The sequence below is a fragment of the Mycolicibacterium flavescens genome (assembly GCF_001722335.1).
Lineage (GTDB): Bacteria > Actinomycetota > Actinomycetes > Mycobacteriales > Mycobacteriaceae > Mycobacterium > Mycobacterium flavescens.
This window is the reverse complement of the sequence record NZ_MIHA01000015.1, coordinates 45905-67575: the sequence shown is the minus strand read 5'-3', so window position 1 is coordinate 67575 and position 21671 is coordinate 45905. Positions and strand designations below refer to the sequence as shown.

General features: G+C 68.9%; 14 protein-coding genes and 1 tRNA gene. 3 read left to right on the top strand and 12 right to left on the bottom strand.

Annotated elements, in window-relative coordinates:
• Window positions 1–85 precede the first annotated feature (85 nt).
• Window positions 86–2911, top strand: coding sequence for a type I DNA topoisomerase (topA, locus tag BHQ18_RS19545; protein ID WP_069415309.1), 2826 nt, complete (start codon window positions 86–88; stop codon window positions 2909–2911).
• On the opposite strand, the gene BHQ18_RS19540 is transcribed toward topA, so the two are convergent.
• Entirely contained in the window at window positions 2908–4527 is a 1620-nt protein-coding gene (locus BHQ18_RS19540; RefSeq protein WP_069415384.1) for an adenylate/guanylate cyclase domain-containing protein, read from the bottom strand. The genes topA and BHQ18_RS19540 overlap by 4 nt on opposite strands.
• Before the next feature lie 88 nt (window positions 4528–4615).
• Here BHQ18_RS19540 and BHQ18_RS19535 point away from each other — a divergent pair, with 88 nt between their 5' ends.
• Both BHQ18_RS19535 and BHQ18_RS19530 read left to right on the top strand, forming a co-directional pair.
• A complete protein-coding gene (locus tag BHQ18_RS19535; protein WP_069415308.1) occupies window positions 4616–5824 on the top strand; it encodes a DNA polymerase III subunit delta' in 1209 nt (402 codons plus the stop codon).
• Window positions 5825–5883: 59 nt separating this feature from the next.
• A tRNA-Thr gene (locus BHQ18_RS19530) sits at window positions 5884–5956 on the top strand.
• On the opposite strand, the gene BHQ18_RS19525 is transcribed toward BHQ18_RS19530, so the two are convergent.
• The 11 genes from BHQ18_RS19525 to BHQ18_RS19475 form a co-directional block, all read right to left on the bottom strand.
• The gene (locus BHQ18_RS19525) at window positions 5930–6841 is read right to left on the bottom strand and encodes an alpha/beta fold hydrolase (protein ID WP_234794242.1); all 912 of its coding nucleotides are present in this window, start codon (window positions 6839–6841) and stop codon (window positions 5930–5932) included. The genes BHQ18_RS19530 and BHQ18_RS19525 overlap by 27 nt on opposite strands.
• Entirely contained in the window at window positions 6838–7209 is a 372-nt protein-coding gene (locus BHQ18_RS19520) for a carboxymuconolactone decarboxylase family protein (RefSeq protein ID WP_069415307.1), read from the bottom strand. Before BHQ18_RS19520 ends, BHQ18_RS19525 begins: the two co-directional genes overlap by 4 nt.
• A gap of 61 nt (window positions 7210–7270) precedes the next feature.
• Window positions 7271–8218, bottom strand: coding sequence for a hypothetical protein (locus BHQ18_RS19515; protein ID WP_131815715.1), 948 nt, complete (start codon window positions 8216–8218; stop codon window positions 7271–7273).
• Window positions 8219–8224: 6 nt separating this feature from the next.
• Window positions 8225–9169, bottom strand: a complete 945-nt coding sequence (locus BHQ18_RS19510) for a hypothetical protein (RefSeq protein WP_069415305.1) — start codon at window positions 9167–9169, stop codon at window positions 8225–8227.
• Complete coding sequence (locus BHQ18_RS19505; protein WP_131815713.1) at window positions 9166–10068, bottom strand: hypothetical protein; 903 nt, start codon at window positions 10066–10068, stop codon at window positions 9166–9168. The genes BHQ18_RS19510 and BHQ18_RS19505 overlap by 4 nt, the downstream gene beginning before the upstream one ends.
• Before the next feature lie 38 nt (window positions 10069–10106).
• Entirely contained in the window at window positions 10107–12308 is a 2202-nt protein-coding gene (locus tag BHQ18_RS19500; RefSeq protein ID WP_069415303.1) for a TPR repeat domain-containing protein, read from the bottom strand.
• 24 nt (window positions 12309–12332) lie between these two features.
• Window positions 12333–14105, bottom strand: coding sequence for a hypothetical protein (locus tag BHQ18_RS19495; protein ID WP_084294168.1), 1773 nt, complete (start codon window positions 14103–14105; stop codon window positions 12333–12335).
• On the bottom strand, window positions 14095–15072 hold the full coding sequence (galE, locus tag BHQ18_RS19490) for a UDP-glucose 4-epimerase GalE (RefSeq protein WP_069415301.1): 978 nt from the start codon (window positions 15070–15072) through the stop codon (window positions 14095–14097). The genes BHQ18_RS19495 and galE overlap by 11 nt, the downstream gene beginning before the upstream one ends.
• 49 nt (window positions 15073–15121) lie before the next feature.
• A complete protein-coding gene (locus BHQ18_RS19485) occupies window positions 15122–16399 on the bottom strand; it encodes a hypothetical protein (protein ID WP_084294154.1) in 1278 nt (425 codons plus the stop codon).
• Window positions 16396–17727: a M1 family metallopeptidase gene (locus BHQ18_RS19480; protein ID WP_069415300.1), complete on the bottom strand. Its 1332-nt coding sequence runs from the start codon at window positions 17725–17727 to the stop codon at window positions 16396–16398. The genes BHQ18_RS19485 and BHQ18_RS19480 overlap by 4 nt, the downstream gene beginning before the upstream one ends.
• Complete coding sequence (locus BHQ18_RS19475) at window positions 17724–21668, bottom strand: Pls/PosA family non-ribosomal peptide synthetase (protein WP_234794241.1); 3945 nt, start codon at window positions 21666–21668, stop codon at window positions 17724–17726. The genes BHQ18_RS19480 and BHQ18_RS19475 overlap by 4 nt, the downstream gene beginning before the upstream one ends.
• Between the last annotated feature and the right edge of the window lie 3 nt (window positions 21669–21671).

The following is a 21671-nucleotide window of genomic DNA, read 5'->3' as shown; positions in this document are numbered from 1 at the left end:
TGTCAGTTGCCGACAGGATCGAAGGTCCGTGGGAACGGGCATCCTCGACCCTGACGGCAGTGAAAGAAGTGGAGCGTGCGCGAAGGTGGCAGCAGACGAGGACCGCGGTAGCGGCCGCAACGGCAACGTGCGGCGGCTCGTCATAGTCGAGTCGCCCACCAAGGCGCGCAAAATAGCCGGCTACCTGGGCTCCAACTACATCGTCGAGTCGTCTCGCGGGCATATCCGCGACCTGCCGCGCAACGCCGCCGACGTGCCCGCGAAGTACAAATCCGAGCCGTGGGCCCGCCTCGGGGTGGACGTCGACCACAACTTCGAGCCGCTCTACATCATCAGCCCGGAGAAGAAGAGCACGGTCGCCGAGCTCAAGGACCTGCTCAAGGACGTCGACGAGCTCTACCTGGCCACAGACGGTGACCGCGAAGGCGAGGCCATCGCGTGGCACCTGCTCGAGACCCTCAAGCCGCGGGTGCCGGTCAAACGGATGGTGTTCCACGAGATCACCGAGCCGGCGATCCGCGCCGCCGCCGAAGACCCCCGCGACCTGGACAACGACCTGGTCGACGCGCAGGAGACGCGCCGCATCCTGGACCGGCTCTACGGCTACGAGGTCAGCCCGGTGCTGTGGAAGAAGGTCGCGCCGAAGCTGTCGGCGGGCCGGGTGCAGTCGGTGGCGACCCGGATCATCGTGCAGCGCGAACGCGAGCGGATGGCGTTCCGCAGCGCCGCGTACTGGGACGTCACCGCCGAGCTGGACGCCAGCGTGTCCGATCCGCAGGCCACGCCGCCGAAGTTCACCGCCAAACTCAACACCGTCGACGGTCTGCGGGTGGCCACCGGCCGCGACTTCGACTCGCTGGGCGCGGTGCGCAAGCCCGACGAGGTGCGGGTGCTCGACGAGGCCGCGGCGACCGCGCTGGCGTCCGGGCTGCGGGGCGCGCAGCTGTCGGTGTCGTCGGTGGAGCAGAAGCCCTACACCCGCAAGCCGTACCCGCCGTTCATGACCTCGACGTTGCAGCAGGAGGCGGGCCGCAAGCTGCGGTTCTCCTCGGAGCGCACGATGAGCATCGCGCAGCGGCTCTACGAGAACGGCTACATCACTTATATGCGCACCGACTCGACCACGCTGTCGCAGTCGGCCATCGACGCCGCGCGTAACCAGGCCCGCCAGCTTTACGGCGAGGAGTACCTGCACCCGTCGCCGCGCCAGTACACCCGCAAGGTCAAGAACGCCCAGGAGGCGCACGAGGCGATCCGGCCCGCCGGCGACGTGTTCTCCACGCCCGGCCAGCTGCACAGTGCGCTGGACAACGACGAGTTCCGGCTCTACGAGCTGATCTGGCAGCGCACCGTCGCCTCCCAGATGGCCGACGCGCGGGGGACGACGCTGTCGCTGCGCATCTCCGGTGCCGCGAGTTCCGGTGAGCAGGTGGTGTTCAACGCCTCCGGTCGCACGATCACGTTCCCCGGCTTCCTGAAGGCCTACGTCGAGAGCATCGACGAGCTGGCCGGCGGCCAGGCCGACGACGCCGAGAGCCGGCTGCCGCAGCTGCAGCAGGGGCAGCGTGTCGACGCCGCGGACCTGACCGCCGACGGGCACACCACCTCGCCGCCGGCCCGCTACACCGAGGCGTCGCTGATCAAGGCGCTCGAGGATCTCGGCATCGGCCGGCCGTCGACGTACTCGTCGATCATCAAGACCATCCAGGACCGCGGTTATGTCGTCAAACGCGGCAGCGCGCTGGTGCCGTCGTGGGTGGCGTTCGCCGTCATCGGTTTGCTCGAGCAGCATTTCAGCCGGCTCGTCGACTACGGGTTCACCGCCGCGATGGAAGACGAGCTCGACGCGATCGCCTCGGGTAGCGAGCAAAGGACCAACTGGCTCAACAACTTCTACTTCGGTGGCGATCACGGGGTCGAGGACTCGATCGCCCGCGCAGGTGGCCTCAAGAAGCTCGTCGGCGTCAACCTCGAAGAGATCGACGCGCGAGAAGTCAACTCCATCAAGCTGTTCGACGACGACGAGGGTCGTCCGATCTACGTGCGGGTGGGCAAGAACGGCCCCTACCTCGAGCGGATGGTCGTCGACCCCGACAGCGCCGACGGTGAACTCAAACCGCAGCGGGCCAACCTCAAGGAGGGTCTGACCCCCGACGAGCTGACCCTCGAGCTGGCCGAAAAGCTGTTCTCCACACCGCAAGAGGGCCGCTCGCTGGGTATCGATCCGGCGACGGGGCACGAGATCGTCGCCAAGGACGGCCGCTACGGCCCGTACGTCACCGAGATCCTGCCCGAGCCGCCGGACGACGGCGAGGCCGGGACGGCCGCGAAGAAGGGCAAGAAGCCCACGGGTCCCAAACCGCGCACCGGTTCGCTGCTGCGGTCGATGGACCTGGAGACGGTGACGCTGGACGACGCGTTGCGCCTGCTGTCGCTGCCGCGGGTGGTCGGCGTCGACCCGAACACCGGTGAGGAGATCACCGCGCAGAACGGTCGCTACGGCCCGTACCTCAAGCGCGGCAACGACTCCCGGTCGCTGGCCACCGAAGAGCAGATGTTCGACATCACGCTCGACGAGGCGCTCAAGATTTACTCCGAGCCCAAACGCCGTGGCGGACAACGGGCCGCGGCCCCGCCGCTTCGCGAGTTGGGCAACGACCCGGCCTCCGGTAAGCCGATGGTGATCAAGGACGGCCGGTTCGGCCCGTACGTCACCGACGGTGAGACCAACGCCAGTCTGCGCAAGGGCGACGACGTGCTGTCGATCACCGACGAGCGGGCCGCCGAACTGCTGGCCGACCGCCGCGCGCGGGGGCCGGTCAAGAAGAAGGCGGTCAAGAAGACCGCGAAGAAGTCGCCGGCGAAGAAGGCGGCCAAGAAGACCGCGTCGAAGGCCGCCAAGAAGAGCTAGGCCGGCTGCTCGCGGACGTCGGCGCCCTCGCGTTCGCCGTTGGCTTCGCTGCGGATGCTTTCGGCGGAGGCCAGGTTCACCGGGCGCGCCAGCTGCGTCGGTGCGATGCGGCCGCGGAGTTCGACGATCTCGCCGACGTCCCAGCACAGCGCTTCGGCGTCGAGCGCACCGCTGACCGCGATCGCCGAGGCCAGCACGTGGCCTTCCTCCAGCTTCGCCAGCTCGGTCAGGCGCGCCGCCTCGTTGACCGGGTCGCCGATCACGGTGTACTCGAAGCGGGCCTGTGCGCCGATGTGCCCGGCGATCGCGCGTCCCGCCGACACCCCGATGCCGAACTCGGTCTGCCCCAGCACCCGGATCAGGTCGTCGTGCAGTTCGCGCGAGGCCGCCAGCGCCGCACCGCACGCGTCGGGGTGTTCGATCGGCGCGCCGAAGATGGCCAACGCCGCGTCGCCCTGAAACTTGTTGACGAAGCCGCCGTGCCGGTTGACCGTGTCGACCACCACGCGGAAGAAGTCGTTGAGCAGGTTGACCACGTCGGCGGCGGGGATGGTCGACGCCAGCTGCGTCGAGCCGACCAGGTCGACGAACAGCACCGCGACGTCGCGTTCCTGACCGCCGAGTTCGGTGCCGCGCTCCAGCGCGCGGCGGGCCACGTCCTCGCCGACGTAGCGGCCGAACAGATCGCGCAGCCGTTGCCGTTCGGCCAGGTCGCGGACCATGTCGTTGAAACCGGCCTGCAGCAGGCCCAGCTCGCTGGCGTCGTAGATCTGCATGTGCGCGTTGTAGTTGCCGCGCTGCACCTCACCGAGCGCCCAGCGCAGCTGGCGCAGCGGGTCGGCGATCGACATGGCCACCAGCACGGTGCCCGCAAGTCCCACCACCAGCGCCGAGATCGCCAGGATCAGGATCGGGGTGGTCAGCCGGTCGGCGGGGGCGGTGAGGATTTCGAACTTGCTGGCCACCAGCGCCAGCACGATCGCGATGATCGGTACCGCCGTCGACAGCACCCACGTCATGACCTGCCGCGCGATCACCCCCGGCGCCCGGAAGTTCTCCGGGACACCGCCGCGCAGCGCCGCGACCGCCACCGGACGCAACACGCGCTCGGACTGCAGGTAGCCGATGATCGCGGTGGCCGTCGCACCCAGGCCGGTGGCGACCGCGACGACCGGCGCCGACTTACTGGCCACCGGCCAGCTGGCGACGATGAACACCACCGAACCGAGGAACCAGTTCGCGACGTTGATCACCGAGCGGTAGAACGGCATCTTCAGCGCCCGGGTGCGGGCCACCTCGGTGTCCTCGGTGTCGCGTTCGCCCAGCAGCATGTCGCGGCGCTGCCAGCGCATCACCGGGATCAGCAGCCGCAGGCTCCAGTAAGCGGCGATGGTGAACGAGACGAACAGGAAGCCCAGGAAGACCGCGAGGTTGAACGCCGGCAGATCCTGCAGCTGGATGCGGTCCTCCGGCGGCAGCCCGAACCGCAGGAAGCTCAGGACCAGCAGCGCGCCGATGATGTCGGCCTGCACCATGCCCAGCGTGAACACCGGCCACGGGGTGCGCGCGGCCCAGCGGACGAATGCACCGATTCGCCCGATGGGTTTCGCGTCCATGTCCACGCGTCAACCGTATCGGGCGTCGGGGACGCAGAAGGGTGGTGTGAGACGGACGTGTCGGTTCGCAGCATTACTGTTATCTGCGATGTCTGGTGTTTTCGCGCGGCTCGTGGGCCAGCATGCGGTGGAGGCTGAGCTGGTGGCCGCGGCCCGCGCCGCGCGCGGTGATACCGCTCACAGCGGCGGCGTCGTCGGGACCATGACACACGCGTGGCTGATCACCGGGCCGCCGGGGTCGGGCCGGTCGGTGGCGGCGCTGTGTTTCGCGGCGGCACTGCAGTGCACGTCGGAGGGCACCCCGGGCTGCGGGGAGTGCCGGGCGTGCACGACGACGATGGCAGGAACGCACGCCGATGTGCGCCGCATCGTTCCGGAGGGGCTGTCGATCGGTGTCGATGAGATGCGCGCCATCGTGCAGATCGCCTCGCGGCGGCCGGGCACCGGGCGCTGGCAGATCGTGGTGATCGAGGACGCCGACCGGCTGACCGAGGGCGCGGCCAACGCGCTGCTCAAGGTGGTCGAGGAGCCGCCCCCGTCGACGGTGTTCCTGCTGTGCGCGCCGTCGGTGGACCCCGAGGACATCGCGATCACGCTGCGGTCGCGGTGTCGGCATGTGGCGTTGGTGACCCCGGCCGTGGACGCGATCGCCGACGTGCTGATCGACAGCGACGGGCTCGACGAGGCGGACGCGCGGTGGGCGGCGTCGGTCAGCGGCGGGCATGTCGGCCGGGCGCGACGGCTGGCCACCGACGAGCAGGCCAGGGAGCGCCGCAAGCGGGCGCTGAGCCTGGCGCGGGACGCCGCGACGCCGTCGCGGGCCTACGCGGCGGCCGAGGAGCTGGTGAAGACGGCCGAGGACGAGGCGGTCGCGTTGACCGTCGAGCGCAACGAGGCCGAGACCGAGGAGTTGCGCACCGCGCTGGGTGCCGGCGGTACCGGTAAGGGTGCGGCCGGGGCGCTGCGCGGGTCCGCGGGTGCGCTCAGTGCCTTGGAGCGACGGCAGAAGTCGCGCCGCACCCGAGCCTCGCGCGATTCCCTGGACCGTGCGCTGATCGACCTGGCGACCTACTTCCGCGACGCGTTGCTGGTGGCCTCGGGGGCCGCCGGCGTGCAGCAGAACCACCCGGACATGGGCGACGAGGTGGCCCGGCTGGCTGCGCACGCAGCGCCGGAGCGGTTGTTGCGCTGCATCGAAGCGGTGCTGGAGTGCCGCGAGGCGCTGGCGGTCAACGTCAAGCCCAAGTTCGCGGTCGACGCGATGGTCGCGACGGTGGGGCAGGCGCTGCGCGATTGATCCGGCGAGTTGGGTCCGCGGCGGGCACTGCCGTAGACTCGTCCCGCCCGTAGGGGCACGCCACCTTAGCTCAGTCGGTAGAGCGGCTCACTCGTAATGAGCAGGTCAGGAGTTCGATTCTCCTAGGTGGCTCTCGTCTTTTGCGCCGTACGCCCGGTGCAGGAATTCGTCGACCAGCGGCACCACCTCGTCCAGATGCGTCTCGAGCAGCCAGTGGCCGCCGCCGAGCAGGTGCAGCGGCGCGTCAGGCAGGTCGCGGTGGTAGGCGCGTGCCGACTCCTCGGGCATGTAGCCGTCGTGCGGGCCCCACACGATCAGCGTCGGTGGCTGGTGTTCGCGCAGGTAGGCCTGTTCGTCGGGGAACCAGCCCAGCGTGGTGGGCTGATCCTCGAGCAGACGGATGAGGTTGGCCAGCCGGTCGGGGGTGTTCATCAGCGACCAGTGCAGCGTCCACAGGTCGGGGCTGATCCGGTCGGCGACGTCGGCGGGTAGTTCGCCGCGGAACTCGCTCTCGAACCCGGCGAGGGTGACGTGCGCGGCGATGCGGCGGCGTGAGGCCGGTCCGGGGTTCTCCCACAGTGGTTTGAGGAAGTCGTATTTCGGGCCGAACGCGTCGGCGTAGATGTCGCCGTTCTGGATGACGAGTCCGGCGACGCGGTCAGGTGCGGACATCGCCAGCCGGAAACCGAACTGCGAGCCGTAGTCGTGCAGCCAGATGGCGTAGCGCTGGAGGCCAAGGGTGTCGACGAACGACCGCAGGAACGCCGCGTACGCCTCGAAGGTGTAGCCGAAGTCATCGGTTGAAGGGGTTGCGCTGTAACCGAATCCGGGCAGGTCGGGTGCGACGAGGCGCCACCGCTTGCCGAGTGCGGCCATCAGATTTCGGTACACGTACGACGACGCCGGGTAGCCGTGGGGCAGCAGAACAACAGGCGCGTCGGGCGGACCCGCCTGCCGGTAGAAGGTGTCGATGCCGTCGACGGCGACGCGGTGATGGGTGACCGGTGCGATGCTCATGTCTCGCGCAACGTTTCCTCGGCGATTTTCATTGCGGAGGTGGCGGCCGGAAAGCCGGTGTAGCCGGTGCAGTGGTAGAGGACTTCGGCGATCTCGGCGTCGCTGAGGCCGTTGGTGCGGGCAATCTTGAAGTGCAGCTTCAGTTCTTCGTCGGCGCGCAGGGCGATGAGGACACCGAGGGTGACGAGACTGCGGTCGCGGCGGCTCAACCCGTCGCGGGTCCACAGGCGCCCGAACACGCTGTCCAGGGCCAGCCCGAACATCTCGTCGGCGAAGTTGCCGGTGGGCAGTTCGACGTCACCGTCGGGTAGGACGCCCGGAAGCAATTCACGGAAAACTTGAAGCCCTTGTTCGCGCACATCTGTCATACCGACAGCGTGGCATGCGCCTGCGGCAGATGATTTCGGTGCAGGCGATCGAGCAAGTACCTCACTGTCCGTCGGCGATCGTGCTGTAGGTGCGCGCATACCGCTCGATCGCGGCGCCGATCTGTGGCCAAGGGACGAGATACACCCTGAGTTGGGCGCGATAGATGGATCGGTCTTCTTCCGGTATCTCGTCTATCGGTAACAGACGCCCGTCGCGGAAGAACTTTTCATTGATCTGGGGGTCGTCATCACGGGCCGTCAACGACGCCACCTGATACATGACCGCGGTCTCGGCGTACGTCGGGACGGGCCGGGGCGCATCGGGATTCGCCAGTCGATCACCGGTCGCGACCAGGCTCCGAAGTCGGGCAGCCCGCAATAGGTCTCGTTGAGCATCCCCGCTGTCCGCCTGCAAAGGATCGGCTACCGCGGCTTTGGCGAACGCCTGCTCGTACTCAAGCGCCTTGGCGTCGGCGGCGTCGACCCAGGCGCGGTTGGCCTCGCTGTCTTTCGTCATCGCTGCGAACAGTGAGGCTGCGCGGCGCATCTGAGAGTTAAGCCCATCCAGGGAGGCGAAGCCGGATATGCGTCGGTCATCGCCGACGAGCGCACCCAGGTACGGGATCAGGCTGTCAGCGAAGGATCGCCACAGGTCGGAATTGGCTGGGGTCTCCGCGATGGTGTCGCGTTCGTCGGCCAGGAACGACGCGATCGCGTGCGCTGTCTCGCCGGCACGGGTCGCCGCAGCGGGGTCGTCAGATTGAGCGTCGCGCGGGATCCAGGCGAATAGCTCACCCGCACGGCGGCCGTCGTCGTCCCACGACGCGGCAAGGAGGTCCGATAGAAACGCCTGCCCCTCGGCGCCCATGACGCGGGCGGCAATGACCGCCGTGTCGCTGCTCGGTGGGAGTTCGGGCGCACGGTCCGACGTGCAGGCAGCGATCAGGCCAACCAGAGCGACGGCGGCAGTTATCCAACCGGGTGCACGCATACAGGTACCGGTACCCATCCTGCATCACTGTCCGTTTGCGATCCTGTTGTAGGTACGTCCGAATTGGGCTACCGCTTCGCGGATGCGCGGCCACGGCGTGAGGTACACGGTGAGTTGGCTGTCGTAGATGCTCCGATAGCTGTCCGGTATGTCGCTGAGTGGCAGGAGGCGGCCGTCTCGAAAGAATTCTTCATTGATGTGCGGGTCGTCATCACGAGCGGTCAATGCTGCCACTTGGTACTTGATCTCGATTTCTCCCGCGGTCGAGATCGGTGTCGGGGACTCCGGATTCGTGAGGTGATCACCGGTCGCGACCAGGCTCCGGAGCCGGGCAGCCCGCAATAGGTCTCGCTGGGCAACGCCTCTGTCGGCAAGCAACGGTTCGGCTACTGCGGCTTTGGCGAACGCCTGCTCGTACTCGAGCGCTTTGGCGTCGGCGGCGTCGACCCAGGCGCGGTTGGCCTCGCTGTCTTTGGTCATCGCTGCGAACAGTGAAGCCGTGCGACGCATCGGAGACTCGAGACCGTCCAACGGAGCGAAGCCCGCGATGCCTCGGTCGTCGCCGACCATTGCCCCGAGGTACGGAATCAGACTGTCGGTGAAGGACCGCCACAGCGCGGGATTGTCTGGAGAGTCGGCAATCTGGTCGCGGTCGTCCGCTAGAAACGACGCGATGGCATGCGCCGTCTCGGCGGCGCGGGCCGAGGTAGCGGGGTCGTCCGACTGGGCACCGCGCGGTATCCAGGCGAATAGCTCGCCCGCACGGCGGCCGTTGTCTTCCCATGATGCGGAGGTGATTTCGAGTAGAAAGCGCTGACCGTCTGGGCCTGATACGCGGTCGACGACGGCGGCAGGATCTCCGCTCGGAGGAAGATTGGGCCTGCCAAAGTCGAACAGCTGACAGCCGTTCAGCACCGCCATGGCGGTCAGAACCGCGAGCCACTTTCCGCTACGTCGCATGACGTTCATTGGTCGGCGACGACGACGAATCTTTGGCCGAACTGGCGGATCGCGTCACTGATCTGTCTGAAAGGCGCCAGGTACACGGTCAGTTGGCTGTCGTAGATACTCCAGTTGCTTTCAGGGATCTCCTCCGGTGAGAGCAGCCGCCCGTCGCGGAAGAATTCCGGACTGATGTGCGGGTTGCCGGGGCGCGCGGACCGCGAGGCCACCTGATACATCACTTCGGTCTGCGCGTGCATCGGCGTCGCTACGGGCGACTCCGGATCGGCGATATGGGCACCGGCGGCGAGAAGGCCTCGTAACCGAGCTGCCCGCATCAGGTCCTCTAGGGCATCGCCGCTGCGAGTCAGCGTCGGTTCTGCCGCCGCTGTTTCAGCGAAGCCAGTTTCGAATGTGTGCGCACGCTCGGTAGCGGCTTCGGTGAAGAGCCGGATGGCTTCGGGATCTCTGTGCATCATCGCGAAGACGGCGGCGGTGCGGCGCATCGCCGAGTCGAGACCATCGAGCGGAGGAAAGCCGGCGATGCCTCGCTCGTCTCCCACCATCGCACCGAGGTAAGGCGTCAGACTGCGGGCAAAGCTCTGCCAGAGAGCGGAATTAGCGGGCGCACCGTCGAGCGCATCCTTCTCGTCGGCGATGAACGACGCGATTGCGTGTGCCGACTCTCCGGCACGGGTCGCAGTCTGGCGATCGCTCGACTGCGCATTCTGCGGAATCCACGCGAAGAGATCTCCAGCGCGACGGCCGTCATCCTGCCATTCAGTGGAGGCGATGTCCCGCAGAAAGATGGGACCGTCAGACCCCGTGACGCGCTCAGCGATGGCGGCGGTGTCCGTGCTCGACGGCAACTCGGGCTCGTGGTGCGATGTGCACCCGAGGACCAGACCCGACGCTGTGATCATCATGAGCAGAATTCTCAGCGGCCGCACTCGGGCTACGGATGTCACTTCTGCGGACCGCCAATGAGACCGAACGTGTCGGCAAACTTGCCAAGCATGCTGTTGATCTGCGTGTACTGGGCCATTGCCGCGGTCAGCTGTGCGTCATACTGACTCCAGCTGCCGGGATCGATTTGTCCTGGCGACTTCAGCGAACCATCGGCGTTGAAGAATTGCGGATCGATGAACGGATTCCCCTGTTCGATGAACTGGTTCGCGACGGTGTACTGAGCATTGGTGATCTGATGCTGTACCGACAGCTGTGTTTGGGACAGTCCGATATCGCTCACTGTCCCATCGGGGTTGAATCTGAAATCCGCGGGATCCGGCTCACGACCAGCGAGTAGGTCGGCCATCGAGTTGGTCACCAGATCCCCACCTGGGCCGTAGGAGAAGATGCTGCGCAAGATGTCCTTCTTGAACTCGTGTGACTGCTTCGCATTCTCCAGCGCCTGCTCTGCGTTCATTTTTCCGTTCTCGATGTTCGACAACGTTTCCTGATGCATGCCACCGTCGATCACCGAAAGCATCCTTGCTGAGCTCTGCAGGTCGTCGAGTCGCTTGTCGAATCCGGTGAGGCCGGGATTCTCGCGAGCCAGTTGTGCGAACGACTCCTGCATGGCCAAGGCCTTCCTGTACGCCGCCTCGTTGAATTCGCGCGCTGCATCAGGCTGCGAGTCGATGACTGCGAACAGGCCCTTGGTCTTGTCCATCGAGCTCCCGAGATCGTCAAGCGGCTCGAAGGCGGTGTCCACCGAAGGATTCTCTTCGACCAACTCCTCCTGGTACGGCATCAAACCGTTGGAGAACGCCTTGACCAGTTCGGGATTGATGTCGCCGATCTGGCGGTTGCCGTCGATCGCCAGCAGGTTGTCGCTCTCGCGCCCCAGGAATTCGGCGTAGACGTTGGCCGTCTCGGCGGCGATCGGGTTGTTCGCGTCCTTCGTCCATTCGAACAGCCCGCCGGCGGCCTTCCCGTCATCGTTCCACTCATGCGTGCTGACATCCATCATGAAGTCCTGGCCGTCGTCGCCGTGCGTGCCGGTGATGTGGTCGTGCACGATCTGGTGGTCACGGCCCGCGGAGTCGAAGATGTCCTGCAGCACAACGTCATATTGTGGGCGTGAGCCGTCGCCCGGCTGGCCGGTACTCTTCTCGAACAGCGGGGCATCCATCATGCGGTCGGCTTTGCGCATCATCTCGCGATCGATTTCGGTGCCGTTCTGGAACTTCGCGTCCCCGTCTTTGACGATCGCGGCGATGTCCGACATCTGGCGGTCGTGCAGCAATCCGGGAGACTTGATCGCGTCCTGCACGCTCTGCGGCAGGTTCTCGAACTTCTTCTCATCGGGGGCGATCTGACCGGTTTCGGCGTTCGGGAAATCGATGTCGTCGTTGGTCATCAGCTGCCACGAGTCGCCGATGATCCGCCCGTTGTCACCCAGTCGGTCCTCGGCGGCCTTCAGGTCCGCGACGCTCATGTCCTTCTGCTGATGCTGCATCTGGCTCAGATAGGCGCTCTGTTCCGCAGACAGCGGCGTGGCTCCGGAGAGTTGTTCGGGAGTGATCGTGTCCAACACGGCCTGCACGCGACCCGCCGCGTCCTTGTCGCCTTCCTTGAGCGCCTGCTCGACGTCCTCTTCGGCCCGCTTCTTCGTGTCTTCAGCGGCCTTGTCGTCGAGAACGTCGCCCCCGCCGCCTTCCTTGGCGAACTTCTGATTGCCGAGCGCCTCGAACTCGCCCTTCAGCGCCTGAATGCGTTGGGCGGTGGCGTTGGATTCGGTGTTGGACTGTTGGACGATCTCCTGCAGCTGCGCAAGACCCTTCTGCGCGATCGCCATACGCAGGGTCTCGGCGTTCTTGCCGGGCGGCACGCTGTTGGCCGCGTCGATCACCCAGGTGCGCAGTTCCTCGAGATTGCGCCGGCCCGCGTCAACCGATCGCGCCGAGTTGTCGACCTCGGTGGCGAGTCGCCGGTCGAGGTCAGCCAGTGCACCGATCACCCGTCGGTGCTCGGTTTTGACGGCACCGTAATTGTCCGCCGCGCTGCCGGTCCACCGCGAGCCCGGTGCGGCGCCCTCCAGGTCAGAGGCGAGCGCGGTCAGCCGGCTGCTGTTGTCGTACTGGGCGCCGGTCTGCGGTGTGCCCTCGCCGTAGGTCTGGCGTGCGCTGGACCAGGTCGCGAGGAAGGCATCGATCGAACCCACCGTCCGATTATCGCAGCGGCCTGACTACCTCGGTGCCACGAATCCGACCGGGCCCGCCGCGATGCACACCGACAGCGCGGCGGTGTTCGCCGCCACCGTGATCGCGTCGCCGGCGCCGGGCAGCCGGACGAACACCCGGTTCAGGCCCGGCCGCACCGGCACCTTCACCTCAGGGCCCTCCGACAGCGCCATCGTCAGCGAGCCGTCGCTGTTGGCCAGGTAGTTGATCTCGGCGGTCCAGTCCGCGGGCAGCAGCGGACCGTCGAGTGGAATCCGCACCGGCGTCTCCGGCTGCACCAGGTACCCGCAGTCCGGCGCCGGCCCCGGCACGATGCTGCGCACCCAGGTCACCTTCGCGTCCACCACCGCACCGGTACTGTCCAGCATTCGCAGATCTGTTGTCGCCGAGTCAAATTCGGGCCGCTCGCGAACCAGCGCGAACATGTGACTGATCCGGTTCTCCGGGCCCACCACCCGCTGCAGCACCATCGGGTCGACCTCCTGGTCGAGCATCGGCGCATCCGATGCCGCCGCGGCCGCACCCAACCCGGCGACCGCGTTCTGCAGATACGGCTGCGCGGGGTTGTCGCGCCAACTGGTCAAAAACGTCGCCGTCGAATACAGGCTGCTCACCACGAAGGCCGTAACCGCGACGGTGACCACCGCCGTGCGCGCCCGCGACGCGTCGAGCCACCGCGCCCGCTCCCGGTTCGGCGCGCACAACCCGACCGCGGCCAGCAGCGCCAGTACGACGACCAGATCCGGCAGGTAGCGCAGGGTCTGCGCCAGTTCGAGCGCGGTGAACTGCGACGAACGCATCAGGTAGATCGGGATCTGGCACGCCAGCGCATACCCGACCGCCACCATCCACACCGCCGCGATCCGCTGCTTGCGCAGCACCGTCACCGCGACCATCGCCGCCAGCGCAACCCAGCCCAGCACCATCGCCGCGACCGGCGGCGTGCCCCACGGCGATGCCGGCGCCCACCGCTGCCACTCCCACGGGCCGCCGACCAGCCCCGGGACGATGCCGTGGCTGATCGACCGCGCCAGCAGCTCGGTCGTCATCGACAGATCGAAGCTCCACCGCTTCTGGTCGACGACCGCCAGATACACCGCGACCCACGCCGCCGTCACCGCCAGGGCAGGCACCCACAGCCGAATACCTCTGCGCCACACGGTCGCCAGTGGCGCCGTACCCGTCACGTACGCCAGCAGCGCCGTGACCGCGAACGCGACGAACGGGATCACAGCGGCCTTCTCGAAGAACAACAGCCCGCCCACGTACACCAGCAGACCCGTCACCGCGTAGCGCCGGTTCCCGGTGCGCTGCAGCAGGATCGCATCACCGCACACCCACGCCAGCGCGGCCAGCATCGGCAGTGAGTTCAGCGCCGCCGCCCACCACGCGAACCCGGGCACCGCCAGCGGGGTGAACAGCGCGAACGTCAACGGCACCAACAGCACTGGTCGCCACCCCAGGATGACGTGCAGGGCGCGCAGCAGCGCCAGCGACGCCAACGCCTGCAGCACCAGCAGGCTGATCGCCGGGCCGGCCCACTGCAGCGGCGCCAACCGCGTGATCGCGCCGGCGACCAGGAACGCCGCGGGCATGACGTGGCCGTCGTGGTCGTCGAACAGGTAGGCCGGCGACAGCAGGTTCTGGGTGCCGGCCCGGCCGATCAGGATCAGGTCGTCCCAGTAGAAGTAGCCGCCGAACGCCAGCACGGCGCGCACCACCAACTGCACGACGATCAGTGCGGCGGCGGTGCGGGCGACCCAGGAGTTACCGCGGATACGCGTCTCCCGCTTGCCGGCGCGCCGCCCACGCTGAGCGGACCATGTCCTCCAGCGTGTGCCGCATCTTCCAGTCGAGGTCGCGGGCGGCCAGGTGTCCGGCCGCGACGATGCGCGCGGGGTCACCGGGCCGGCGCGGACCGATGTGGGGTTCGAAGTCGAAGCCGGTGACGTCGCGGATCGTCGTCATGATCTCGCGCACCGAGGTGCCGCTGCCGCTGCCGAGGTTGTACACGGGTTCGAGCGACTCGCCGGCGTCCAGCCGCCGCGCGGCGGCCACATGCGCCAGCGCCAGGTCCGCGACGTGCACGTAGTCCCGCACGCAGGTGCCGTCCGGGGTGGCGTAGTCGGCGCCGTTGATCCGGGGCGTCTCGCCGCGGCACAGCATGTCGAACACGACCGGGAACAGGTTGTGCGGGCTGACGTCGAACAATTCCGCCGAACCCGAGCCCACCACGTTGAAGTAGCGCAGGCTGGTGTGGCGCAGTCCCGACGCCCGGGCCGCGTCGCGGATCATCCACTCGCCGATCAATTTGCTCACGCCGTAAGGGGATTCGGGCGCGGTCGGTGTCTGCTCGGTGACCAGGTCGACGTCGGGGGTGCCGTAGGTCGCCGCACTCGAGGAGAACACCAGCTTGTCCGCGCCTGCCGCCTCCATCGCCTGAAGCAGCGTCACCATCGCCGAGACGTTCTGCTCGTAGGTGTGCAGCGGCCGCTGCACCGAGACGCCGGCGTACTTGAAGCCTGCGACGTGGATGACGCCCGAGACCCGGTGCTCGGTCAGCGTCTCGGCGACCAACCGGGCGTCGAGCAGGCTGCCCCGCACCAGCGGCACCGAGTCGGGCACGAACCGCGCCAGCCCGGTGGACAGGTCGTCGATGACGACCACCGGCATGTCGGCGGCCGTCAGCGCCCGCACCACGTGCGAGCCGATGTATCCGGCACCGCCGGTCACCAGCCACGTCATGTCACATCCCCTCGCCGCCGGACGGGGCCAGCATACGGATCGGCGTACCTCATGTTCTGAGCGCGCGTCTGCCGGCGAGCGCGCACAGGTGCACGACGATGCCCACCACCGGCCCGCAGAGCAGCGCGACGACGGTGCGGGTGGCCAGGTCCAGCGGCAGCAGCAGCAGCAGCAGCGTCGACGCGACCGTGGCCGACACCCAGCCCAGCGAGTACGCCCGGTGCAGCGCCGCGGCCACGGCCGCCGCGCCGGTCAACGTCAGCAGCGCGATCGCCACCGCCGCGCCGGTCAGCCAGGCCAGCAGCGCACCGTCGGCGTGGTAGTCGGCGCCGAATGCGCTGCGCAGCAACCACGGTCCGATCGCCCACGCGGCGATGACGCCGAGCGCGCCCACCCCGGTCACCACGGCGACGGGCACGACCAGTGCCCGCATCCGGTGGGCGCGCTGGTCGACGAAGTGCGCGATCAGGTTGCCCTGCATCGCGGTCAGCGGCACCAGCAGCGGCGCCCGCGTCAACGTCACCGCCAGGATGACCACCCCGCCGGCGGCGCCCAGGTCACCGGCGGTGGCCTTGAGTAGCACCGGGAAACCCATCACCAGGATCGCGCTGGCGCCGGCCGCGGCGATCGAGTGCGAGGCCCCGCGCAGAAATGTCGCGGTGCCACCCGGCGTCAACAACGCCGCGGCCTGCCGGGCGGCCGGCGACGTGGCGAGCAGGATCAACCACGCGACCGCCCCGGCGACCGTCGCCCACAGATAGCCGACCAGGCCCCACCCGACCACGAACGTCGCGACGGCCACCACCACCCGCAGGCCCGCGTCGGTCACCATCAACGCCCCGTAGGCCGACCACCGGTCCAGCCCCGCCAGCACACCCAGCAGGGCGGCGTGCAGGCAGAACGCGGCCAGCCCGACGGCCAGCAGCGTCACCGACAACCACCGCGATTCGACGAACACCCGGCCCGACCACAGCGGCGCGCTCACCGCGATCACCGCGGCCGCCGCCACCCCGACCAGTGCCGCCACCCGCAGCGGGTGGGTGCGCGGACCGACCGCGATGTCGACGTAGGTCATCGACCGCACCTCGCGGGTGGATTCCTGCAGCAGCCCGAACGCCGCGCCGGTCACCAGCCCGAACGCCCCCCAGAACACCGCGAACACCGAGAAACCGGCGGGTTCGAGATCGCGGGCCGCCAGGTAGAGCACCGCGTATCCGCACAGCGCCGACACCGCGGTGGCCGATCCGACCCGCACGACGCTGCCGCGGGTGACGGGCCCGGCCGTCGACGGACCGGCCGCCCCCAGCGGCGCGCCCGCATCGGTCACGGCGAGGCGTCCAACTCGGGCAGCGCGGTCGAGTACAGCCACTGCGCCCACAGCGGGCGAAGCGAGTCGTCGCAGTAGTGTGATGCCAACCCGGTGAAGTCGTCGGTCACCACCGTGCTGTGCCGGTAGCGCCGCGTCCAATCCCGCAGCAGCGCAAAGAAGTTCTCATCCCCGATGTGCCTGCGCAGCACGTGCAGGGTCAACGCGCCGCGTTTGTACACCCGGTCGTCGAACATGTCGCCCGGACCCGGGTCGGCCAGTACCAGATCCTGCGGGGACTGCGCGAGCCGACGGTAGTAGTGCTGCGCCCACGCCTCGGCGCTGCGTCCGCCGGAGTTCTCCGACCACAACCATTCGGCGTAGCAGGCGAACCCCTCGTGCAGCCAGATGTGCCGCCAGCGTTGCGCGGTTACCGAATTGCCGAACCACTGGTGGGCGAGTTCGTGCGCGATCAGCCGTTCGGCGCCGCGTTCACCGTCGCAGTGGTTGGCTCCGAAGATCGAGATGCCCTGCGCCTCAAGCGGAATCTCGAGGTCGTCGTCGGTGACGACGACGGTGTAGCCCTCGTCCAGCGGGTAGTCGCCGAACAGCTTGACGAACAGCTTCATCATCTGCGGTTGCCGGGCGAAGTCGTATTCGAACGTGTCGCGCAGGTGGTCCGGCAGCACCGCGTGGATCGCGACGCCGTTCTTGGCGATCCGGTGCCTGCCGTACATCCCGATCTGCAGGGTCACCAGATATGTCGACGTCGGTTCGGGCAGGTCGTAGATCCAGGTGGTCATTCCGGCGCGGTCCCGGCGCGACACCAGTTCCCCGTTGGCGATCACCCGGTACGGGCTCTCGGCGGCCACCTGGATGCGGAAGCTGGCCTTGGCGGCGGGGTGGTCGTCGCAGGGGAACCACGACTGCGCGCCGTTGGGTTGGCCGGCCACCAGCGCACCCTCGGTGAGCTCCTCGAAACCGACGTCGCCCCAGAGGGTTCGGATCGGGCGGGGGCTGCCACCGTAGCGTACGACGATCGTCATCGCCGCGCCGGCGGGCAGCGCGTCGCGCAACGTGATGTGCAGCTTGCCCGACGCGGTGCGGAACTGCGGGCGCGCGCCGTTGACGGCGACCTTCGACACCGAGAGGGCCGGCGACAGGTCGAGGGTGAAGGTGCGCAGCGACGCCAGCGTGGTCGCGGTGATGGTGGCGGTGCCCGCGAGGCGGTTGATCGCCACCTTGTAGGCCAGGTCGAGTTCGTAGCGTGACACCCGGTAGCCGAAGTTCCCGCTGGTGGGCAGGTAGGGGTCGATGACCGGGGTGGACTTCTTCTTGGTTCTTGTCACGCGGCCGTTTCTCGGGTCGAAGGTGTCGTTCGGGCGCGTCGCTTCTTGCGCGGGGACTGCCACGGCGCGATCGGGTTGCCCTGCCACCGCGTCGAGGCGGGCACTTCGTCGCCCCGCATCACCAGCGACGCGGGCCCGATGGTCGCGCCCTGACCGATCCGCGCCGCGGGTAGCGCGACGCAGTGCGTGCCGAGCGTCGAACCCGGTTCCAGCACAACCGAATCGACTCGCATGATGCGGTCGTGGAACAGGTGGGTCTGTACGACGCAGCCACGGTTGACGGTCGCGCCGTCGCCGAGTTCGACCAGGTCGGCCTCCGGCAGCCAGTACGTTTCGCACCACACCCCGCGGCCGATCTTGGCGCCGAGCGCGCGCAGCCACAGGTTCATCACCGGTGTGCCGCTGGCGGCGCGGGCGAACCACGGCGCGGCCACCGTCTCGACGAACGTGTCCGACACCTCGTTGCGCCACACGAACGGAGACCACAGCGGATGCTCGACGGCCCTGATCCGGCCCACCACAATCCATTTCGCGATCACCGCGACGAACCCGGCGACGGCGCCCGCGGCCAGCAGCACCAGCCCCGCCGCGACGGCCGTCCACCCCCAGCCGACGGTCAGCGCCAGCCACTGCAGACCCAGCAGCACCGCCACCCCGATCGCGAACGTCACGATCAGCGGGATGATCCGGCATGTCTCGACCATCCCGCGCAGCAGCTTGAGCCGCCTCGACGGGTGGAACGTGCGCAGCGCGTCGGCCGCGGTCGGTTTGCGGCGCAACCGAACCGGCGGGCTGCCCAGCCACGACGAGCCGGCTTTGGCCTTGTGCGGGGCCGCCGACAGCACCGCGACCAGACCGTCGTCGGGCACCCGGCGGCCCGGCTGGGTGATCCCGGAGTTGCCGAGGAACGCGCGCTTGCCGATCGTCGCCTTGGCGATGTGGATCCAGCCGCCGCCCAGCTCGTAGGAGCCCACCATGGTGTCGTCGGCCAGGAACGCGCCGTCCTCGACGACGGTGAACTTCGGCGTCAGCAGCGCCGTCGAGATCTCGGTTCCGGCGCCGACTTTCGCGCCTAGCACCCGCAGCCACACCGGCGTGAGCAGGCTGGCGTAGATCGGGAACAGGTAGTTGCGCGCGGCGTCCATCAGCCGTTCGGTGGCCCAGATCTGCCAGCCGGTCCGGCTGCGCACCGGGTGGTAACCCTCGCGCAACCGCACCGCCAGCACCCGCACGCCCAGCACCGTCAGCACCGCGTAGACCAGCGCGGCCACCAGCGTGGCGGCCGGTGTCCACAGCGCGGCGGGCAGGATCGCGTCGGTCAGTGATTCGGCGTCCCGCACGCCGTACCCGATGACGGCCAGTCCGGCGCCGATGGCCAGCAGCGGCAATCCGGACAGCAGGACGCTGGTGACGCCGTAGACGGCCACCCACAGCGGGGCCCGCGCCGGCCGGTGATCGGGCCACGGGTGACGCGCCTTGCCGGACTTCACGGCGGGCGAACCCTTCCAGTACTGACCGTTCTTGACCTTGCCGACCACCCCGGAACCCGGTGCGACGTCGGCGTTCTTGCCGACCACCGCGCCGGGAAGCAGTGTGGTGCGCGCGCCGACGGTGGCGTCGTTGCCGATGGTGATGGTGCCGACGTGGAACAGGTCGCCGTCGACCCAGTGCCCCGACAGATCGACTTCGGGTTCGACCGAACTGCGGTGCCCGAGCTTGAGCATCCCGGTCACCGGCGGTGTGGAGTGCAGGTCGACACCCTTGCCGACCCGGTTGCCAAGAGCGCGGGCGTAGTACACCAACCACGGTGCGCCCGCGAGGTTTTCCGCGCCGCTGGCCTCGGCCAGCCGTTCGGCGAGCCACACCCGAAGATGCACCGCGCCGCCGCGCCGGTAGGTGCCGGGCTGCAGCGAGCCGAGCAGCATCCGCGCGCACAGCGCGGCGATGCCCATCCGGCCCAGCGGCGTGACGAACAGCAGCAGACCGACCGCCACCCACCACCAGTTCAGCGGCGCCGCCCACGACACGAAGGGGGCGGCGAGGTTGTTGAGCAGCGCCAGCCACACCACCCACTGCAGACCGGTCAGCGTGGCCAGCGGCACCGACAGCGCAACCTGCGCGAGCTGCGTCAGCCGCGGCGTCGGCTTGACCACCCGGGTCTGAACCTGCGGCGGCGCCTCGAGTTCGTCGAGGTAGCCGGCCAGCGAGCCCAGCCGCGGATGGTCGTACAGGTCGCCGACGGTCACCTGCGGGTAGCGCTGCCGCAGCGCGGCGACCAGTTGCGCCGCCGACAGCGATCCGCCGCCGAGCGCGAAGAAGTCGGCCTCGGGCCCGTCGACCGGAGCTCCCAGCACGTCGCGCCACAGCCCGGCCACCCACCCCGTCGTGCCGGCAAGCTCGGGGCCGTCGGCGACCGAGCCGTCGTCCACCGGCCACGGCAACGCGTTGCGGTCGACCTTGCCCGAGGTGCGGGTGGGGAGTTCGTCGACGAGCACGAGGCGCGGCACCAGCGCGGCGGGCAGCGTCTCGGCCAGCGCGGCGCGCGCCCCGGCGAGGTCGAACGCCGGGTCGGCGCTGGCGACGTAGCCGACCAGCAGGGGAGTGCCGCTCGCGGTGCGCCGGACCGCGGCCGCACCGCCGCTGACGCCGGGCAGGTTGACCAGCGCGGCGTCGACCTCGCCGAGCTCGATGCGCCGCCCACCCACCTTGACCTGATCGTCGGCGCGGCCCATGAAGTACAGCCCGTCGTGCTCGAGGCGCACGAGATCCCCGCTGCGGTACGCCCGCGACCAGCCCAGCGTCGGCATCGGCGCGTACTTCTCGGCGTCCTTGTCCGGGTCGAGGTAGCGCGCCAACCCGACACCGCCGATGACGAGTTCGCCGACCTGGCCCGGGCTGACCGGCTCGCCGCGCTCGTCGACGACCGCCAGATCCCAGCCGTCGAGCGGCAACCCGATGCTCACCGGCCCGGCGCCGCCCAGTTTGGCCAGACACGCGACCACCGTGGCCTCGGTCGGCCCGTAGGTGTTCCACACCTCGCGGCCGTCTCCGTCCGGCCCGGAGGCGAGCCGTTCGACCAGTTCGGGCGGGCACGCCTCGCCGCCGAAGATCAGCAGCCGCACCGCCTCGAGCGCCTCGGCCGGCCACAGCGCCGCCAGCGTCGGCACCGTCGAGACCACCGTGATGTCGCGGGCGATCAGCCACGGCCCCAGGTCCATCCCGCTGCGCACCAGCGAGCGCGGCGCGGGCACCAGGCAGGCGCCGTGCCGCCAGGCCAGCCACATCTCCTCGCACGACGCGTCGAACGCCACCGACAACCCGGCCAGCACCCGGTCACCGGGCCCGAGCGGGTTGTCCTGCAGGAACATTCGCGCCTCGGCGTCGACGAAGGCGGCGGCGTTGCGGTGCGTGACCGCGACGCCCTTCGGCGTGCCGGTCGAGCCGGAGGTGAAGATGATCCACGCGTCGTCGCGGCCCAGCGGCGACGTCGCGCGCCAGCCGCGGGACGAACCCGGACCGCGGACCAGCCCGGCCTCGGTGATGACCCCGACCACGTCGGCCTCGCCGAACACCAGGTCCGCGCGCTCCGGCGGATCGTCGGCGTCCACGGGGACATAGGCGGCGCCGGTGGCCAGCACCGCCAGGATCGCCACGTACAGCGCATAACTGCCCGACGGCATCCGGATGCCGATGCGGTCGCCCCGGCCGATGCCGCGCGCCGCCAGCCACGCCACGCTGTCCTCGATGTCGGCGATCAGTTCGGCGTAGGTGAGCTGGACGGTGCCGTCGTCGATGGCGGGCGCCTCGGGGTAGCGCTCGGCGGTCTCGTAGAGGATGTCGATCAGCGTGCGCGGCGCGGGCGCGAACGCCGACAGCAGGTACTGAGGCAGCAGCGGCGACGTGGTCGACGGCGCCTCGCTCGAGCGAAAATCCCCAGTCACGGC

Bases quoted from the DNA above. Each gene is read 5' to 3' on its own strand.
- BHQ18_RS19540 (WP_069415384.1), bottom strand. From the start codon at position 4,527: ATGGACGCGAAACCCATCGGGCGAATCGGTGCATTCGTCCGCTGGGCC.
- BHQ18_RS19535 (WP_069415308.1), top strand. From the start codon at position 4,616: ATGTCTGGTGTTTTCGCGCGGCTCGTGGGCCAGCATGCGGTGGAGGCT.
- BHQ18_RS19525 (WP_234794242.1), bottom strand. From the start codon at position 6,841: ATGAGCATCGCACCGGTCACCCATCACCGCGTCGCCGTCGACGGCATC.
- BHQ18_RS19520 (WP_069415307.1), bottom strand. From the start codon at position 7,209: ATGACAGATGTGCGCGAACAAGGGCTTCAAGTTTTCCGTGAATTGCTT.
- BHQ18_RS19515 (WP_131815715.1), bottom strand. From the start codon at position 8,218: ATGGGTACCGGTACCTGTATGCGTGCACCCGGTTGGATAACTGCCGCC.
- BHQ18_RS19510 (WP_069415305.1), bottom strand. From the start codon at position 9,169: ATGAACGTCATGCGACGTAGCGGAAAGTGGCTCGCGGTTCTGACCGCC.
- BHQ18_RS19505 (WP_131815713.1), bottom strand. From the start codon at position 10,068: ATGATGATCACAGCGTCGGGTCTGGTCCTCGGGTGCACATCGCACCAC.
- galE (WP_069415301.1), bottom strand. From the start codon at position 15,072: ATGACGTGGCTGGTGACCGGCGGTGCCGGATACATCGGCTCGCACGTG.